General features: G+C 68.3%; 12 protein-coding genes, 1 tRNA gene and 6 pseudogenes. 10 read left to right on the top strand and 9 right to left on the bottom strand.

Annotated features, from left to right (window positions below; all coding sequences use genetic code 11):
* Positions 1 to 3 precede the first annotated feature (3 nt).
* Genes HK415_RS01745 through HK415_RS01735 form a run of 3 tightly spaced genes read right to left on the bottom strand, consistent with a single transcriptional unit; the run spans position 4 to position 1916 of the window.
* Positions 4 to 870, bottom strand: coding sequence for a 2OG-Fe(II) oxygenase (locus tag HK415_RS01745; RefSeq protein ID WP_171556542.1), 867 nt, complete (start codon positions 868 to 870; stop codon positions 4 to 6).
* Positions 867 to 1643: a peroxide stress protein YaaA gene (gene yaaA, locus HK415_RS01740; RefSeq protein WP_171556541.1), complete on the bottom strand. Its 777-nt coding sequence runs from the start codon at positions 1641 to 1643 to the stop codon at positions 867 to 869. Before yaaA ends, HK415_RS01745 begins: the two co-directional genes overlap by 4 nt.
* Positions 1644 to 1667: 24 nt before the next feature.
* Positions 1668 to 1916, bottom strand: a complete 249-nt coding sequence (locus HK415_RS01735; protein ID WP_253261726.1) for a hypothetical protein — start codon at positions 1914 to 1916, stop codon at positions 1668 to 1670.
* 112 nt (positions 1917 to 2028) lie between these two features.
* Between HK415_RS01735 and hemA the strand changes: the two genes are divergently transcribed.
* The 5 genes and pseudogenes from hemA to HK415_RS01710 all read left to right on the top strand — a co-directional run bounded on the left by hemA (position 2029) and on the right by HK415_RS01710 (position 6823).
* Positions 2029 to 3300: a glutamyl-tRNA reductase gene (hemA, locus tag HK415_RS01730; protein ID WP_171556539.1), complete on the top strand. Its 1272-nt coding sequence runs from the start codon at positions 2029 to 2031 to the stop codon at positions 3298 to 3300.
* A 90-nt stretch (positions 3301 to 3390) separates the two neighbouring features.
* Positions 3391 to 4487, top strand: a pseudogene (gene prfA / locus HK415_RS01725) (peptide chain release factor 1).
* Positions 4484 to 5306: pseudogene (gene prmC / locus HK415_RS01720) on the top strand (peptide chain release factor N(5)-glutamine methyltransferase). Before prfA ends, prmC begins: the two co-directional pseudogenes overlap by 4 nt.
* A gap of 42 nt (positions 5307 to 5348) precedes the next feature.
* Entirely contained in the window at positions 5349 to 5678 is a 330-nt protein-coding gene (gene grxD, locus HK415_RS01715; protein ID WP_171556538.1) for a Grx4 family monothiol glutaredoxin, read from the top strand.
* Positions 5679 to 5827: 149 nt separating this feature from the next.
* Positions 5828 to 6823: an AAA family ATPase gene (locus HK415_RS01710; protein WP_171556537.1), complete on the top strand. Its 996-nt coding sequence runs from the start codon at positions 5828 to 5830 to the stop codon at positions 6821 to 6823.
* A 57-nt stretch (positions 6824 to 6880) separates the two neighbouring features.
* On the opposite strand, the pseudogene HK415_RS01705 reads toward HK415_RS01710, so the two are convergent.
* Positions 6881 to 7572, bottom strand: a pseudogene (locus tag HK415_RS01705) (lytic transglycosylase domain-containing protein).
* Complete coding sequence (locus HK415_RS01700; RefSeq protein ID WP_171556536.1) at positions 7569 to 9314, bottom strand: proline--tRNA ligase; 1746 nt, start codon at positions 9312 to 9314, stop codon at positions 7569 to 7571. Before HK415_RS01700 ends, HK415_RS01705 begins: the two are co-directional and overlap by 4 nt.
* Before the next feature lie 93 nt (positions 9315 to 9407).
* Here HK415_RS01700 and HK415_RS01695 point away from each other — a divergent pair.
* Positions 9408 to 10066, top strand: a pseudogene (locus tag HK415_RS01695) (RNA pyrophosphohydrolase).
* Positions 10056 to 10571: a CNP1-like family protein gene (locus HK415_RS01690; RefSeq protein WP_171556535.1), complete on the top strand. Its 516-nt coding sequence runs from the start codon at positions 10056 to 10058 to the stop codon at positions 10569 to 10571. The pseudogene HK415_RS01695 and the gene HK415_RS01690 overlap by 11 nt, the downstream one beginning before the upstream one ends.
* Positions 10572 to 10584: 13 nt before the next feature.
* Here the strand turns inward: HK415_RS01690 and proB are convergent, their stop codons facing one another.
* The 4 genes and pseudogenes from proB to rplU form a co-directional block, all read right to left on the bottom strand.
* Positions 10585 to 11721, bottom strand: a complete 1137-nt coding sequence (gene proB, locus HK415_RS01685; protein ID WP_171556534.1) for a glutamate 5-kinase — start codon at positions 11719 to 11721, stop codon at positions 10585 to 10587.
* Positions 11718 to 12793 (bottom strand): annotated as a pseudogene (gene cgtA / locus HK415_RS01680) (Obg family GTPase CgtA). Before cgtA ends, proB begins: the two are co-directional and overlap by 4 nt.
* A 65-nt stretch (positions 12794 to 12858) precedes the next feature.
* Positions 12859 to 13164, bottom strand: a complete 306-nt coding sequence (rpmA, locus tag HK415_RS01675; RefSeq protein ID WP_171563075.1) for a 50S ribosomal protein L27 — start codon at positions 13162 to 13164, stop codon at positions 12859 to 12861.
* Positions 13128 to 13439, bottom strand: coding sequence for a 50S ribosomal protein L21 (gene rplU, locus HK415_RS01670; protein ID WP_171556533.1), 312 nt, complete (start codon positions 13437 to 13439; stop codon positions 13128 to 13130). Before rplU ends, rpmA begins: the two co-directional genes overlap by 37 nt.
* Before the next feature lie 234 nt (positions 13440 to 13673).
* On the opposite strand from rplU, the gene HK415_RS01665 reads away from it, so the two are divergent.
* The 3 genes and pseudogenes from HK415_RS01665 to pilB all read left to right on the top strand — a co-directional run bounded on the left by HK415_RS01665 (position 13674) and on the right by pilB (position 16692).
* Positions 13674 to 14603, top strand: a complete 930-nt coding sequence (locus HK415_RS01665; protein WP_171563073.1) for a polyprenyl synthetase family protein — start codon at positions 13674 to 13676, stop codon at positions 14601 to 14603.
* A 42-nt stretch (positions 14604 to 14645) separates the two neighbouring features.
* Positions 14646 to 14722: transfer RNA gene (locus HK415_RS01660), tRNA-Pro, on the top strand.
* Between the two features lie 241 nt (positions 14723 to 14963).
* Positions 14964 to 16692: pseudogene (gene pilB / locus HK415_RS01655) on the top strand (type IV-A pilus assembly ATPase PilB).
* Positions 16693 to 16698 lie beyond the last annotated feature (6 nt).

Below are 16698 nucleotides of genomic sequence, written 5' to 3'. Positions count from 1 at the left end.
GGCTCATTCGAAGCGCCGTTCGCGCAGCCACTTGGTCGCGATCCACTTCTCGCCCGCCAGCACCGGCGCGCCGCCGTGCAGCGTGTGCGTGGACGGGTGGGCGCGCTCGTAGCTGAAGAACACCGCGTTGCCGCGCTTGGGCGCCACTTCCATGTGGACGTCGGGGAACACGGTGCCGCCGCCCTTGGCCGGCTCGGCGAGGTACATCACGATGGTGCCGACCCGCTGGCCGCCGCGTCGCAGGATGGTGGGCGTGCCGGGCTCCGCCGGGTCGAAGTAGTCGTAGTGCGGCTTGTACTCCGCGCCCGGGCCGTACTGCAGGATCTGCAGGCCCTCGCCGTTTTCCTCCGGCCAGTTCACCAGGCGCGCGATGCGCTGCTCGATGCGGCGCACCAGCTCGTTCTCGCCGCGCTGGAAGAACATGCCGTAGCTGGTGCGGTCGGCATTCACTTCCTCGCCGCCGGTCTTGGTGGCGACGGTGAGCGAGCGCGCCAGCCGCGGCTGGGCCAGCGCGATCAGCTGCTCGCACTCCTCGTCCGACAGCAGCCCGCCGAACACCACCACGCGCGGGTTGTACATGGACTGCAGCACCGCCACGCGGCGGTCGCCGGCGTCGAGGTACAGCGGCGACTCCTCCAGGCTGGGATCGGGCACCGGCACCGCCGGCGGCAGCCCCTGCATCTGTGCCTTGCCTTCCAGGTGGGTGCGCAGCGTGCTTTCCATCGCCTCCACGGCGACGTCCTCGCTCCAGCCCGAGGCGAGCATCGCCTTGAGCACCGAGTCCGCGCTATGCCCCGCCTCGGCCTGTTCCACGATCCACTTGCGCAGCTCGGGCGTGACCTGCTGCGGCTGCTTCGTCGTCGTACTCATGCTGCCATCCTGCGCCTGAACACCAGCCGCTCGGCGTGCGAGGCGGCCGGGTCGAAGGCATAGCCTTCGAGGTTGAAGTTCTCGAGTTTGCGCGGGGTCTCCACCCGCTTCATGATCGCGTAGCGCGCCATCAGCCCGCGCGCCTTCTTGGCCGAGAAGCTGACGATCTTCCAGCCGCCCGGCTTCCATTCCTCGAACACGCAGTCGATCACGCGCGCCCTGAGCGCCTTGCGGTCGACCGCCTTGAAGTATTCCTGCGACGCGAGGTTGACCACCACCGGCGTCTTGTCCGCCGCCAGCAGCCCGTTGAGGTGCTCGGCAATGCGACTGCCCCAATACTGGTACAGGTTGGCCGTTGCGCCGACCTTCAGCGCGGTGCCCATTTCCAGCCGGTAGGGCTGCATCCAGTCCAGCGGCCGCAGCACCCCGTACAGGCCACTGAGCATGCACAGGTGCTGCTGCGCCCACTCCAGGTCCGCCGGCTGCAGCTGCCTGGCCTGCAGGCCGTCGTACACGTCGCCGTCGAAGGCGAGGATCGCCTGCCGGGCGTTGCGGGCCGTGAACTTGGGCGTCCAGTCCTGGTAGCGGGCGGCATTGAGCGCGGCCAGCGGATCGCTGATCTCCATCAGCGTGGCCAGCTGCTGCGGCGACTTGCGGCGCAGCACCTCGATCAGCCGCGCCGAGTCCTCCAGGAAGGCCGGCAGGGTGTGCGGCAGGTCCGGGACCGGCGACGCGTAGTCGAGGGTCTTGGCCGGGGAGAGCAGGAACAGCATGGGGGCGGAGGATACTAGGTGCGACTAGGTGCGCCAGCCGCGCCCGCTGAGCCACTGGGTGGTGGCCACCGCCACCACCAGCACCCCGTAGGTGAGCATCTTGCCGTCGCGGCCGAACACGAAAAGCCCGCCCACCAGCACCGCGACGCCGACCAGGAAGTTGAGGAACAGGGGTATCCACCAGCGCTGGGGCCGGTTGTTGCGCGAAAGCACCACCCTGCCGGCGAGGGCCACCAGGGCCGCCACCACGAGGGCCGGGGCAATGAAGCCCAACAGATGTATCAAGAAGTCGAGGGGGCCCACGGTCACCTGCAGTTGATCTGGAACAAGTGGAATTGACGCAAGGCTAAGTGCTTGATCTGGATCGAATTTTATAATTCGGCGGATGGCAGTCTGGGCACTGGGGATCAACCACACGACGGCACCGCTGGATTTGCGGGGCCGCTTCGCGTTCGCGATCGACCAGATCGCGCCCACGCTGCATGCCCTTCGCGACAGCGTGGGCTCGCGCATCGGCCGCGCGCCCGAGGCCGCGATCCTGTCCACCTGCAACCGCACCGAGATCTACTGCGCCGGTGCGCAGCACGACATCGACAGCACGGTGGAGTGGCTGGCCCAGTCCGGCGGCGTCAATGCCGGCCTGCTGCGCAGCCACTCGTACATGCTGCAGGACGCGGGCGTGGCCCGCCATGCCTTCCGCGTCGCCAGCGGCCTCGACTCCATGGTGCTGGGCGAGGCGCAGATCCTGGGCCAGCTGAAGGACGCCGTGCGCGTGGCCGACGAAGCGGGCGCACTGGGCACCACGCTCAACCAGCTGTTCCAGCGTTCCTTCGCGGTCGCCAAGGAAGTCCGCACCTCCACCGAGATCGGCGCGCATTCGATCAGCATGTCGGCCGCCGCCGTGCGCCTGGCCGGCCAGCTGTTCGAGGACCTCACCAAGGTCAAGGTGCTGTTCGTCGGCGCCGGCGAGATGATCGAACTGGCGGCGACCCATTTCGCCGCCAAGAGCCCCAAGGCGATCGCCATCGCCAACCGCACGCTGGAACGCGGCGAGAAGCTGGCGTCGCGCTTCGGCGGCGAGGTGATGCGCCTGGCCGACCTGCCCTCTCGCCTGCATGAATTCGACGTGGTGGTGAGCTCCACCGCCAGCCAGCTGCCGATCATCGGCCTGGGCGCGGTCGAACGCGCGCTCAAGGCCCGCAAGCACCGCCCCATGTTCATGGTGGACCTGGCCGTGCCGCGCGACATCGAGCAGGAAGTCAAGGCGCTGGAAGACGTGTACCTGTACACCGTGGACGACCTCGCCCACGTGGTGCAGGCCGGCCACGCCAACCGCCAGGCCGCCGTGGCGCAGGCCGAGGCGATCATCGACGCCGGCGTGCAGAGCTTCGTGCACTGGCTGGACCAGCGCCACGTGGTGCCGCTGATCCAGCAGCTCAATTCCCAGGCGGACGAATGGCGCGCCGCCGAACTGGCGCGCGCCAGGAAGCTGCTGGCCCGCGGCGAGGACGTCGACGCGGTGCTGGAGGCCCTCTCGCGCGGCCTCACCCAGAAGATGCTGCACGGCGCGATGGCCGAACTGCGCGCCGGCGACGCCGAGTCGCGCCAGCGCGCCAGCGCGGCGATCGAGCACTTCTTCCTGCGCAAGGAGCGTTAGCGGCGCCCGCGTCGTGCCGGGAAACCGGCACCCTGACGTGTCGGCCCGCCACGGTGGATTGCGGGTCCAGCCCGCAATGACATCCTTGGCATGAAACCCTTCCTCCGCCAGCAACTCGAGCGCTTCCCCGTCCGCCTGCAGGAACTCGACTTCTTCCTCTCGCAGCCCGACGTGGTCAAGGACATGGAGCGCTTCCGCGAGCTCACCCGCGAGCACGCCGAAGTCAGCACCATCAACGGCGTGTACCAGCGCTTCCTGCAGCGCGAGCGCGACCTCGCGCAGGCGCGCGAAATGATGGACGACCCCGAGATGGCGGACATGGCCAAGGAGGAGATCGCCGGCCTGGACACCGAACTGCCCCAGCTCGAAGGCGAGCTGCAGGGCCTGTTGCTGCCCAAGGACCCGGACGACGTGCGCAACGTCTTCCTGGAAATCCGCGCGGGCACCGGGGCGACGAGTCGGCGCTGTTCGCGGGCGACCTGCTGCGCATGTACACGCGCTATGCCGAGCGCCAGGGCTGGCGCAGCGAGATCGTGAGCGAAAGCGAAGGCGAGGTCGGCGGCTTCAAGGAAGTCGTGATCCGCATCGTCGGCGACGGCGCCTATGGGCGGCTGAAGTTCGAATCGGGCGGTCACCGCGTGCAGCGCGTGCCGGCCACAGAGAACCAGGGCCGCATCCACACCAGCGCCTGCACCGTGGCCGCCCTGCCCGAGCCCGACGAAGCCGCCGCCGTGCAGATCAGCCCCGCGGACCTGCGCATCGACACCTACCGCGCGTCCGGCGCCGGCGGCCAGCACGTGAACAAGACGGACTCCGCCGTGCGCATCACGCACATTCCCACCGGCATCGTCGCCGAGTGCCAGGACGACCGCTCGCAGCACCGCAACAAGGCCAAGGCCATGCAGGTGCTGGCCGCGCGCATCCAGGAGAAGGAACGCTCGGAACGCGCCGCCAAGGAAGCCGCGACGCGCAAGGGTCTGATCGGCAGCGGCGACCGCTCCGACCGCATCCGCACCTACAACTTCCCGCAGGGCCGCATGACGGACCACCGCATCAACCTCACGCTGTACAAGCTGGGCGCGGTGATGGAAGGCGACCTGGACGAAGTGGTGCAGGCCCTGCTGCTGGCGCGCAAGGCCGAACAGCTGGAGGAACTCGAGGTCGGGATGGGTGCGGGCCGCGCATGAGGCTGCAGGACGCGCTGGCGGCGGCAGGGGCGCTGGGCGTCGCGCGCCTGGATGCGCAGTTGCTGCTGCTGCACGTGCTGGGCCGGCCGGGCAGCGAGCGCGGCTGGCTGATCGCGCACGACGGGGACGAACTCCCCGCGGCGAAGCAGGAGGCCTATCTCGCCGCCTGCAGCCGCCGCGCCGCGGGCGAGCCGCTGGCCTACCTCACCGGCGAGAAGGAATTCTTCGGCCTGCCGCTGCAAGTCGACGCGCGCGTGCTGGTCCCGCGCCCCGACACCGAGACGCTGGTCGAGGGGGCGCTGGAGCTGCTGCGCGACCGGCCGGCGCCGCGCGTGATCGACCTGGGCACCGGCAGCGGCGCGATCGCGCTGGCCCTGCAGTCCAGCCGTGCGGATGCGCAGGTGGAAGCGGTGGACCGCAGCGCCGACGCACTGGAGGTCGCGCGCGGCAACGCGCAGCGCCTGGGCCTGCCCGTGCAGCTGCGCCAGGCCGACTGGCTGCAGGGCGCCGGCCGCTACGACCTGATCGCCAGCAACCCCCTACATTGCAGAGGCCGATCCGCACCTGCCGGACCTGGCACACGAACCGCGGGCGGCCCTGGTCGCCGGCGCCGACGGGCTGGACGACGTCCGCGTGATCGTCGCGCAGGCGCCCGAGCACCTCTTGCCGGGCGGCTGGCTGCTGCTGGAACACGGCTGGGACCAGGCCGCGGCGGTGCGCGGCCTGCTGCACGCGGCGGGCTTCTGCGAAGTCGCCAGCCGGCAGGACCTGGCGGGCATCAGCCGGTGCTCCGGCGGCCGCTGGCTTGAACTGGGATAATCCGGCTCAAGCTATTGCATATCCTGCCCAGGAGACCCACCCATGAGCGACGCCCAGCAACGCATCGACGACCTCGTCAAGAAGAACGACATCCTCCTGTTCATGAAGGGCAATGCGTCCTTCCCCATGTGCGGCTTCTCCGGCCGCGCGGTGCAGATCCTCAAGGCCTGCGGCGTCGATCCCAAGCAGCTCACCACCGTGAACGTGCTGGAGGACGACGGCATCCGCCAGGGCATCAAGGAATACAGCAACTGGCCGACGATCCCGCAGCTCTATGTGCGCGGCGAATTCATCGGCGGCTCGGACATCATGATGGAGATGTACCAGAGCGGCGAGCTGCAGCAGGTGCTCGGCACCCCCGCGCAGTCGTAGCACTCGCCGGCGACGGCTGCCAACAGCAGCCGTTCCTCTTGCCTCTACTGTCGGCTCCTGCTGACAAGCTCGTGCGAACGGGCGGCCACGGATTGCCCGGGCCTTCGACCTATGCTGGAATAAACCACAGTCGTTGAAGGAGTCGGACCATGCACTCACGCAGCCTCGTTCCGCACAGCCCGGGCCTCAAGTTGCCGATCGCCAACTTGCGCAACGTGTTCCGTCCCCACGACGTGGAGCGCAAGCTGGCCAAGCTGGCCGCCCGCGACCACGAGAACCTGCGTGCCACCTACGAGCGCATGCTCGAGCGGGGACCCGAACGGTTCCAGGTCAAGCCCAGCGGCGTGCCCGAGATGGCCGACCTCTACGAGCAGCTCCCCAACTTCGCCGACGCGCTGGACGACATCAAGCGCCACGTCGCGCTGTCGCAGGATTCCGGCGACGGCATCGAGATCACGCCGATGCTGCTGCTGGGCCCGCCCGGCATCGGCAAGACCCACTTCGCGCGGCAGCTCGCCGAACTCCTGGGCACCGGCATGAGCCTGGTTCCCATGAGCTCGATGACCGCCGGCTGGCTGCTGTCCGGCGCGTCCTCGCAGTGGAAGGGTGCCAAGCCGGGCAAGGTGTTCGAGGCGCTGGTCGACGGCCAGTACGCCAACCCGGTGCTGGTGGTCGACGAGATCGACAAGGCCAGCGCCGATGCGCAGTACGACCCGCTGGGGTCGCTGTACAGCCTGCTGGAACACGACACGGCGGAAGCCTTCATGGACGAATTCGCCGAGGTGGCGATCGACGCCAGCCAGGTGATCTGGATCATGACGGCGAACGACGAGCGCTGCATCCCCGAGCCTATCCTCAACCGCATGAACGTGTTCGAGATCGACGCACCTTCGCCGGAGCAGGCGCGCGCGATCGCCCGCAACCTCTATCGGTCCATCCGCGCGGAGCACGGCTGGGGCCGCCGCTTCGACGAGGAGCCGGGCGACGACGTGCTCGACTCCCTGGCGGAACTGGCGCCGCGCGAGATGCGGCGCGCCCTCATGACCGGCTTCGGCAACGCGCGCCTGGCGCACCGCGGCAGCATCGAGGCGGAAGACCTGCCGAAGTGCGGCGGGAACAAACCGAAGATGGGGTTCATGCAGTAGGCTGGTGGTGAACCGCAGGTGAACCCCGGCGCTTGCGGCATCGCTGGGGTTCCTTCGTCACCCCGGCCTACGACGGACCACCCGGAACACGCTCGGATGGGACCCCGGCACCGGCGACACCGGCGCCGGCCCGTGCTCCTTCCACTCCCAGGTGCGGCTCGCCGCGAACACCGCGTTCGGGTACTGCGGCCGGCCACGGCTGCCGTTGTAGCGGCCCAGCGCCATGAACAGGTCGCCGCGCTCGCGATCGAGGTAGTGGCGCAGGATCACGCAGCCGAAGCGCAGGTTGGTCTGCATGTGGAACAGGCTGGACGGGTCGCCGTTGCCGATCAGGCGCGTCCAGAAGGGCATCACCTGCATGTAGCCGCGCGCGCCCACCGGGCTCACCGCGAACTTGCGGAAGGCGCTCTCCACCTGGATCAGCCCCATCACCAGCCCGGTGTCGAGCCCGGCGCGCCGCGACTCGTACCAGACCGTCTGCAGGAATTCCTTGCGCTCGGTCCAGTCCTGCTTGCGCCTGTGCAGGCGGTTGCTCATCGCGCCCAGCCAGCGCAGGTACTTCAGGCGCGCGTCGATGTCGCCGAACTCGGGTACCGGCGGCGCGCTGTTGGCGATGGCGGAAGTGAGCGCCGTGCGCACCGAGTCCGCCAGCGGCTCCTCGATCTGCCCGCCCGCGCGCGCGGCAGCCCCACGAGGCCGAGCCCCGCGCCGGCCAGCGCCGGCAGCAGGCAGGCCCGGCGGGTGATCACGCTGCCAGCCGCCCTTTCAGGAAGGCGGCGATGTCGGCCACGGCCGTCTTGGTGGCGGCCGCGTCGCGGCGATGCTGGTACTCGACCTGGCCTTCCTTGAGGCCGCGGTCGGAGATCACCACGCGGTGCGGCACGCCGATCAGCTCCCAGTCGGCGAACATGGCGCCGGGGCGCTCGCCGCGGTCGTCCAGCATCACGTCGATGCCGGCAGCCACCAGCTCGTCGTGCAGCTTTTCCGCCGCGGTCTTCACTTCCGCGCTGCGGTCCATGCCGATGGGGCAGACCACCACCGTGAAGGGCGCGATCGCGTCGGGCCAGATGATCCCGCGCTCGTCGTGGTTCTGCTCGATGGCTGCCGCCGGCAGGCGCGTGATGCCGATGCCGTAGCAGCCCATCTCGAACACCTTGGGCTTGCCGTCCTCGTCGAGGAAGGTGGCGTTCATCGCCTTGCTGTACTTGGTGCCGAGGTAGAAGATGTGGCCGATCTCGATGCCGCGCTCGATGGCCAGCCTGCCCTTGCCGTCCGGGGACGGGTCGCCCTCGACCACGTTGCGCAGGTCGGCCACCGCGTCGGGTTCCGGCAGGTCGCGGCCCCAGTTCACGCCGGTGAGGTGGAAGCCCTCCTCGTTGGCGCCGCAGATCCAGTCGGCCATCAGCGCCACTTCGCGGTCGGCGACGATCTTCACCTTCTGCTTCAGCGCGATCGGGCCCAGGTAGCCGGGCCTGGTGCCGAAGTGCGCCTCGATCTCCGGCACGGTGGCGAAGCGGTAGCCGACGTCCAGCCCCGGCACCTTGCCGACCTTGATCTCGTTCATGTCGTGGTCGCCGCGCACCAGCAGCAGCCAGACCTGCGTGCCGACGATGCCGCCCTGCGCGTCCATGCGGTCGGTGGCCAGCACCAGCGACTTCACCGTGGTGTCCAGGGGAACCTTCAGCAGCTCGGCGACCTGCTCGCAGGTGCTCTTGCCCGGCGTCGGCACCTTCTGCATCGCCTGCGCGGCGGCCTTGCGCGGGCCCTTGGGCGCCAGCGCCTCGGCCTTCTCCATGTTGGCCGCGTACTGGCTCTCGGGGCTGTAGACGATGGCGTCCTCGCCGGTGGCGGCGATCACCTGGAACTCCTCGGACAGGTCGCCGCCGATGGCGCCGCTGTCCGCCGCCACGGCGCGGTAGCGCAGGCCGAAGCGGTCGAAGATGCGGCGATAGGCCTGCGCCATGGCTTCGTAGCTTTTCTTGGCGGACGCCTGGTCGCGGTCGAAGCTGTACGCGTCCTTCATGGTGAACTCGCGCCCGCGCATCAGCCCGAAGCGGGGACGGCGCTCGTCGCGGAACTTGGTCTGGATCTGGTACAGGTTCTTGGGCAGCTGCTTGTAGCTGCGCAGCTCCTGGCGGGCGATGTCGGTGACGACCTCCTCGCTGGTGGGCTGCACGACGAAGTCGCGGTCGTGGCGGTCCTTGATGCGCAGCAGCTCGGGGCCCATCTTCTCGAAGCGGCCGCTTTCCTGCCAGAGTTCGGCCGGCTGCACCACCGGCATCGCGCATTCGACGGCGCCGGCGCGGTCCATCTCCTCGCGCACGATCGCTTCGACCTTGCGGATCACGCGCAGGCCCATGGGCATGTACGTGTAGATGCCGGCGCCCAGCTTCTTGATCATGCCGGCCCGCATCATGAGCTTGTGGCTGGCCACTTCAGCGTCGGCGGGGGCTTCCTTCAGGGTCGAAATCAGGAACTGGGAGGCTCTCATCAAATTGGGCGGGGAGGTGGCGACTGCTGAGCCCTTCCAGCGCACGAGGGCGCCATGCATAATGGACTCAGTTCAAAGATTTGGGGTGTGATTATGCTGGACCGGGACGGCTTCAGGCCCAACGTCGGCATTATCCTGCTCAACCAGAGAAACCAGGTGTTCTGGGGCAAACGCATCAGGACGCACAGCTGGCAGTTTCCGCAAGGCGGCATCGACCGCGGCGAAAGCCCCGAACAGGCCATGTTCCGGGAACTGCACGAGGAAATCGGGTTGATGCCGGAGCATGTGCGCATCGTCGCGCGCACCCGCGACTGGCTGCGCTACGAAGTGCCGGAGCGCTACATCCGCCGCGACGCGCGTGGCCACTACAAAGGCCAGAAGCAGATCTGGTTCCTGCTGCAACTGATCGGGCAGGACCACAACCTGAACCTGCGCGCGACCAACCATCCGGAGTTCGACGCCTGGCGCTGGAACGACTACTGGGTGCCGCTCGACGTGGTGGTGGAATTCAAGCGCGGGGTGTACGAGATGGCGCTGCGCGAGCTGGCGCGCTACCTTCCGCGCAACGACCACCGCAACCGCTACCTGCGCAGCGGCATGCGCACGCGCGACGGCGACCACGGTGGCCTGGACCACGGCGGTGGCGGCCTGCCCGCCCCGGCATGGAACTGCCGCCGGGCGCCACTTTCGAACCGAATCCGCAGGGACGCGCGCAGCCGCTGTCCGCTGCCAAGGGAAAACATGCTTCGTAGCATCCTGGTGCTGGCGCTCGCCGGCGCCGCGGCCGCCGCATCGGCCCAACTCATCCCCGACGTCCTCACGAACTGGCAGGAGGCGGACGCCCCGCCGCCGCCGGCCTTGCGCACGCAGGGCCTGATCCCGATCGAGGTTCCGGGCGGCACGCTGAATTTCGGCGTCGACCCGGCGTCCATCACCGTGGGCAAGGATTCGGTGGTGCGCTACGTCGTTGTCGCCAGCAGCACTTCGGGCGCCGTCAACGGCATCTACGAAGGCATCCGCTGCAACACGGGCGAAGTGAAGGTGTACGCGCGCCACACCCCGGGCAGCGGCTGGGTGCCGGTGAAGGACAGCGACTGGCGCCCTATGCGCACGATGCCGAACTCCCGCTACAGCTTCACCATCGCGCGCAACGGCGCGTGCATGGAACAGGCCCCGAACGGCGGCCCGAAGCAGATCGCGCAGGACCTGCGCGCCACCGCGGACCGGCGCTACGAGCGCGGCGGGGTCAACCAGTAGGCGCGCGCCGGTCCTAGCGCGTGACCACCAGGTTCGTGCGGTGGATCATCTCCGGCTCCGCCACGTAACCGAGCAGCTTCTCGATTTCGCCGGAAGGCTTGCGGCACAGGAGCCGCGCTTCCGCCGCTGCGTAGTTCGCCAGGCCGCGCGCGATCTCCAGCCCTGCCGGGTCGCGCACCGCGATCACCTCGCCGCGCGAGAAGTCGCCTTCCACGGCGACCATGCCGATCGGCAGCAGGCTCTTGCCTTCGGTGCGCAGCTTGCCGGCCGCGCCCGCGTCCACCGTGACCGCGCCGCGCAATTGCAGCTGGTCCGACATCCAGCGCTTGCGCGCCTGGCTCTTCTGCGTGGGCGCCACCAGCAGCGTGCCGATGATCTCGCCCTGCGCCAGGCGCAGCAGGCAGTCAGGTTCGCGCCCCCAGGCGATCACGGTCGACGCGCCTGAGCCGGCCGCGCGCTTGGCCGCCAGCACCTTGGTGATCATGCCGCCCTTGCCGATGCTGGAGCCGGCGCCGCCCGCCATCTGCTCCAGCGAGGCCTCGCCGGCGCGCGCCTCGCGGATGAAGCGGGCTTGCGGGTCCTTGCGCGGGTCGGCGCTGTACAGGCCCTTCTGGTCGGTCAGGATCACCAGCAGGTCGGCCTCGACCAGGTTGGCCACCAGCGCGCCCAAGGTGTCGTTGTCGCCGAACTTGATCTCGTCGTTGACGACCGTGTCGTTCTCGTTGATCACGGGCACCACGTGCAGCGACAGCAGCGTCAGCAGCGTGGAGCGCGCATTGAGGTAGCGCTCGCGGTCCGCCAGGTCGGCGTGCGTCAGCAGCACCTGCGCCGAGGCCATGCCGTGCTCGCGCAGCTTGGTCTCGTACATCTGGGCCAGGCCCATCTGGCCGACGGCGGCGGCCGCCTGCAGCTTGTCCAGTTCATGCGGGCGGGTGACCCAGCCCAGGCGCTTCATGCCTTCGGCGATGGCGCCGCTGGACACCATGATCACCTCGCGCCCCTGCGCCGCCAGGCCGGCGAGCTGCCGGCTCCACTCGCCGATGGCGCGTTCGTCCAGCCCGCGGCCGTCGTTGGTGACCAGGCTGGAACCCACCTTCACGACGATGCGCCGCGCCTCGCGCAGCGCCGCCGAATCTGTCCTGTCGCTCATGGACCGGGATTGTCGCTCCCCGCGAAGCGCGGGTCGACGTCCACCGGCGGCTGCTCGGCGACCTGCTGCGCGCGAATGTGCTGGTAGATGGCCTGCACCAGGTGCTCGCAGCCCTCGCGCGTGAGCGCGGAGATCTCGAACACCGGGCCCTTGTACTTGAAGCGCTTGACGAAGTCCTTCACGCGCGCGGCGCGCTCGTCCGCCGCCACCATGTCCAGCTTGTTCAGCACCAGCCAGCGCGGCTTCTCGTACAGCGACTGGTCGTACTTCTTCAGCTCCGCGACGATGGCCTTGGCCTGCGCCACGGGGTCCACGTTGTCGTCGAAGGGGGCGATGTCCACCACGTGCAGCAGCAGGCGCGTGCGCTGCAGGTGGCGCAGGAACTGGTGGCCCAGGCCCGCGCCTTCGGCGGCGCCCTCGATCAGGCCCGGCACGTCGGCGATCACGAAGCTCTGCTCCGGGCCGACGCGCACCACGCCCAGGTTCGGGTGCAGCGTGGTGAACGGGTAGTCCGCGATCTTGGGCCGCGCATTCGACACGGCGGCGATCAGCGTGGACTTGCCGGCGTTCGGCATTCCCAGCAGGCCGACGTCGGCCAGCACCTTCAGCTCCAGCTTCAGGTTCTTCTTCTCGCCGGGCCAGCCGGGCGTCTTCTGCCGCGGCGCGCGGTTGATCGAGCTCTTGAAGCGCATGTTGCCGAAGCCGCCGTCGCCGCCCTTGGCGATCAGGATCTTCTCGCCCGGCACCAGCAGCTCGTACAGCACCTGGCCGGTCTCGGCGTCGGTGACGATGGTGCCCACCGGCATCTTCAGCGTGATGTCGTGCCCGGCGTGGCCGAACATGTCCGAGCCCATGCCGTGCTCGCCGCGCCCCGCCTCGTGGCGGCGCGAGAAGCGGTAGTCCACCAGCGTGTTGAGGTTCGGGTCCGCGATCGCCCAGACGTGGCCGCCGCGGCCGCCGTCGCCGCCGTTGGGGCCGCCGAATTCCTTGTACTTCTCGTGGCGGAACGAGACGCAGCCGTTCCCCCATCGCCCGCGGCGATGTCGATGAATGCTTCGTCTACGAACTTCATTTGCGTTTCCAAAGGACGAAGCCCCGACAAGTCGGGGCTTCTCAGACCTGCGGGCTGAGATTAACTCAGGCCGGGATCACGTTGACCGTGTGCTTGTTCAGCGAACCCTGGACCTTGAAGCTCACGTGGCCGTCCACCAGGGCGAACAGCGTGTGGTCCTTGCCCACGCCGACGTTGGTGCCGGGGTGGAACTTGGTGCCGCGCTGGCGCACGATGATGGAGCCGGCAGTGATGAGTTCGCCGCCGAAGGCCTTCACGCCGAGCATCTTGGGCTGGGAATCCCGCCCGTTTCGCGTAGAGCCGCCGCCTTTTTCTGTGCCATTTCCCGTTCTCCTTAGCCGGCGATGGCACCGATTTGCAGTTCGGTGTATTGCTGGCGATGGCCCTGGTGCTTCTGGTAGTGCTTGCGGCGGCGCAGCTTGAAGATGCGGACCTTCTCGTGCTTGCCGTGCGCGACGATCGTCGCCTTCACCGTGGCACCGGACACCAGGGGGACGCCGATCTTCAGGTCGCCGCCGTTTCCGAGCGCGAGAACCTGGTCGATCGTGATTTCCTGGCCGATGTCCGCAGCAATCTGTTCTACCTTGATCTTGTCGCCGGAAGCAACGCGATACTGCTTGCCACCGGTTTTTATGACCGCGTACATGGTTTGACCTCACAAATGGAACGAGCCTTCGACAGGCTCATTGACATGTTTCCCGGACGGATTTCCGGAAAGCCCGCGACTATAGCATAGTTGGTGGTCGCTCACAAGACCGGGCCGGGGGCCGCCCGGGAGGGGGATGGGCGCTTCCTATAATCCTGCAACTCTGCAGGTTTTCTCGCCTTGACCGATTCCTCCCCGAGCGCCGGCTCCGTACTTTCCCTGATCGCGGACGACATGCGCGCGGTCGACGCCGTGATCGCCCGCCGGCTCGCATCCGGCGTGCCCCTGGTGGCCGAGGTCTCGCGTTACATCATCAACTCCGGCGGCAAGCGCCTGCGCCCGGCCCTGCTGCTGCTGATCTGCGGCGCCCTGGGCTACCGCGGCGACCAGCGCTTCAACCTGGCGGCGGTGGTGGAGTTCATCCATACCGCCACGCTGCTGCACGACGACGTGGTGGACGAGTCCACGCTGCGCCGCGGCCGCGCCACCGCCAACGAGAACTTCGGCAACCCGGCCAGCGTGCTGGTGGGCGACTTCCTCTATTCGCGCGCCTTCCAGATGATGCTGGACGCGCACGACATGCGCATCATGGAGATCCTGGCCGACGCGACCAACGTGATCGCCGAGGGCGAGGTCATGCAGCTGATGAACATGCACGACCCCGAACTGGACGAGGCCGCCTACCTGCAGGTGATCCGCTCCAAGACGGCCAAGCTGTTCGAGGCCAGCGCGCGCCTGGGCGCGGTGCTGGCCAAGGCGCCGCCGGCGCTGGAACAGGCCTGCGCCGACTTCGGCCAGGCCCTGGGCACGGCCTTCCAGGTGATCGACGACGTGCTCGATTACGCGGGCGACGCCGGCGAGATGGGCAAGAACCTGGGCGACGACCTGCGCGAAGGCAAGGTCACCCTGCCCCTGATCGCCGCCATGCGCCGCGGCACCGACGAACAGCGCGCGCTGATGCGGCGCGCCATCGAGCACGGCGCCACCGACGAACTCGACCAGGTCATCGCCATCGTGCGGCAGACGGGCGCCTTGCAGGTGGCGCGCGAGGCCGCTTCCGCGGAGGCGCAGCGCGCGATGTCAGCCGGCGCACAGCTGCCCGCGAATGAGCATGCCCAGGCTTTGCTACAATTGGCGGCTTCGCTGCTGCAGCGTCGCAACTGAGGCCACTTCGGCACTCGGTATTGCGACAGGGGCAACGGACATCGGGGTGTAGCTTAGCCTGGTAGAGCGCTACGTTCGGGACGTAGAGGCCGGAGGTTCGAATCCTCTCACCCCGACCAGGACCACATGGAGACAGCACCCTCGCGGTGCTGTTTTCCATTGCGCGGCCCGGGACGCCATGCAACACGCCGAGGTAACAAGGCATTGCAAAATCGGGCCATCCTGCGTCCGGACGTGACTTCCTACCAACGCCGGGGAGTTGTGGCCGCCATTCACATTTACACCAACTCGGCTTTTCGGGATGATGGGCACTGACTTTTGCCTTGGCCGGCATGCATCCGGCTTCCTGAACTTTCGCCCATGGCTGCTGTAGATCCCGTCGAAGCCTCCGTCGCCCTGCCCGGCCTGGGTCGTGCGCTCGTGTCGGCGGGCAAGCTCGGCCAGAAGGCGGCCGAGGACATCTACCGCAAGGCCAAGACCAACCGCACCAGCTTCATCGCCGAACTGACCGGTTCGGGCGCGGTGTCGGCCGCGGACCTGGCGCACACCATGTCGACGGCCTTCGGCGCGCCGGTGCTCGACCTGGACGCGATCGACACCAACCGCCTGCCCAAGGGGCTCCTGGACGGGAAGATCTGCCAGGACTACCGGATCGTGGTGCTGTCCAAGCGGAACAACCGCCTGATCGTCGCCACCGCGGACCCGTCGGACCAGGGCGCCGCCGAGAAGATCAAGTTCGCCACCCAGATGGGCGTGGACTGGGTGATCGCCGAGTACGACAAGCTGACCAAGATGGTGGAGACCCTCGGGACCTCCGCCACCGAGGCGATGGACAGCATCATCGGCGACGACTTCGAGTTCGACGAGTCGAGCATCGATGCGTCCTCCGCCGACGACGAGGACAAGGGTGCCACTTCGGACGTCGACGACGCGCCCGTCGTCAAGTTCCTGCACAAGATGCTGCTGGACGCCATCGGCGCCCGCGCCTCGGACCTGCACTTCGAGCCTTTCGAGCACACCTACCGCGTGCGCTTCCGCATCGACGGCGAACTGCGCGAGATCGCCTCGCCGCCGGCCGCCATCAAGGAAAAGCTGGCGTCCCGCATCAAGGTGATCTCCCGCATGGACATCTCCGAGAAGCGGGTGCCGCAGGACGGGCGCATGAAGCTCAAGGTCAGCGCCGACCGGGTGATCGACTTCCGGGTCTCCACGCTGCCCACGCTGTTCGGCGAGAAGATCGTGATCCGTATCCTGGATCCGAGCAGCGCCCGCCTGGGCATCGACGCCCTGGGCTACGAGCCGGAGGAGAAGGAACGCCTGCTCACGGCGATCGCCCGCCCCTACGGCATGATCCTGGTGACCGGCCCCACCGGCTCCGGCAAGACGGTGTCGCTGTACACCTGCCTGAACCTGCTGAACAAGCCGGGCGTGAACATCTCCACCGCGGAGGACCCGGCGGAAATCAACCTGCCCGGCGTCAACCAGGTGAACGTGAACGACAAGGCGGGCCTCACCTTCTCGGTCGCGCTGAAGGCCTTCCTGCGGCAGGACCCGGACATCATCATGGTCGGCGAAATCCGCGACCTGGAAACGGCCGACATCGCCATCAAGGCCGCCCAGACCGGCCACCTGGTCATGTCCACGCTGCACACCAACGACGCGCCGACCACGCTCACGCGGATGCGCAACATGGGCATCGCGCCCTTCAACATCGCGTCGTCCGTCATCCTGATCACCGCGCAGCGCCTGGCACGGCGCCTGTGCCCGCAGTGCAAGAAGCCGATCGACATCCCCTATGAAACCCTGATCGACGCGGGCTTCAAGGAGGAGCACGTCGACGGCACCTGGACCCCTACCAGCCGGTCGGCTGCTCCGCCTGCAACAACGGCTACAAGGGCCGGGTCGGCATCTACCAGGTGATGCCGATCAGCGAGGACATGCAGCGGATCATCCTGGCCGACGGCAGCGCGCTCGAGATCGCCGGCCAGGCGAGCAAGGAAGGGTGCGCAGCCTGCGCGAATCCGGCCTGAGCAAGGTCAAGTTGGGGCTGACTTCCCTCGAGGAAGTGCTGGCCGTGACGAACGAATAAAAGCGC

The organism is Ramlibacter montanisoli, assembly GCF_013087525.1.
Lineage (GTDB): Bacteria > Pseudomonadota > Gammaproteobacteria > Burkholderiales > Burkholderiaceae_C > Ramlibacter > Ramlibacter montanisoli.
The sequence above is the reverse complement of the archived record's forward strand: the minus strand, read 5'-3'. Positions and strand labels throughout refer to the sequence as shown.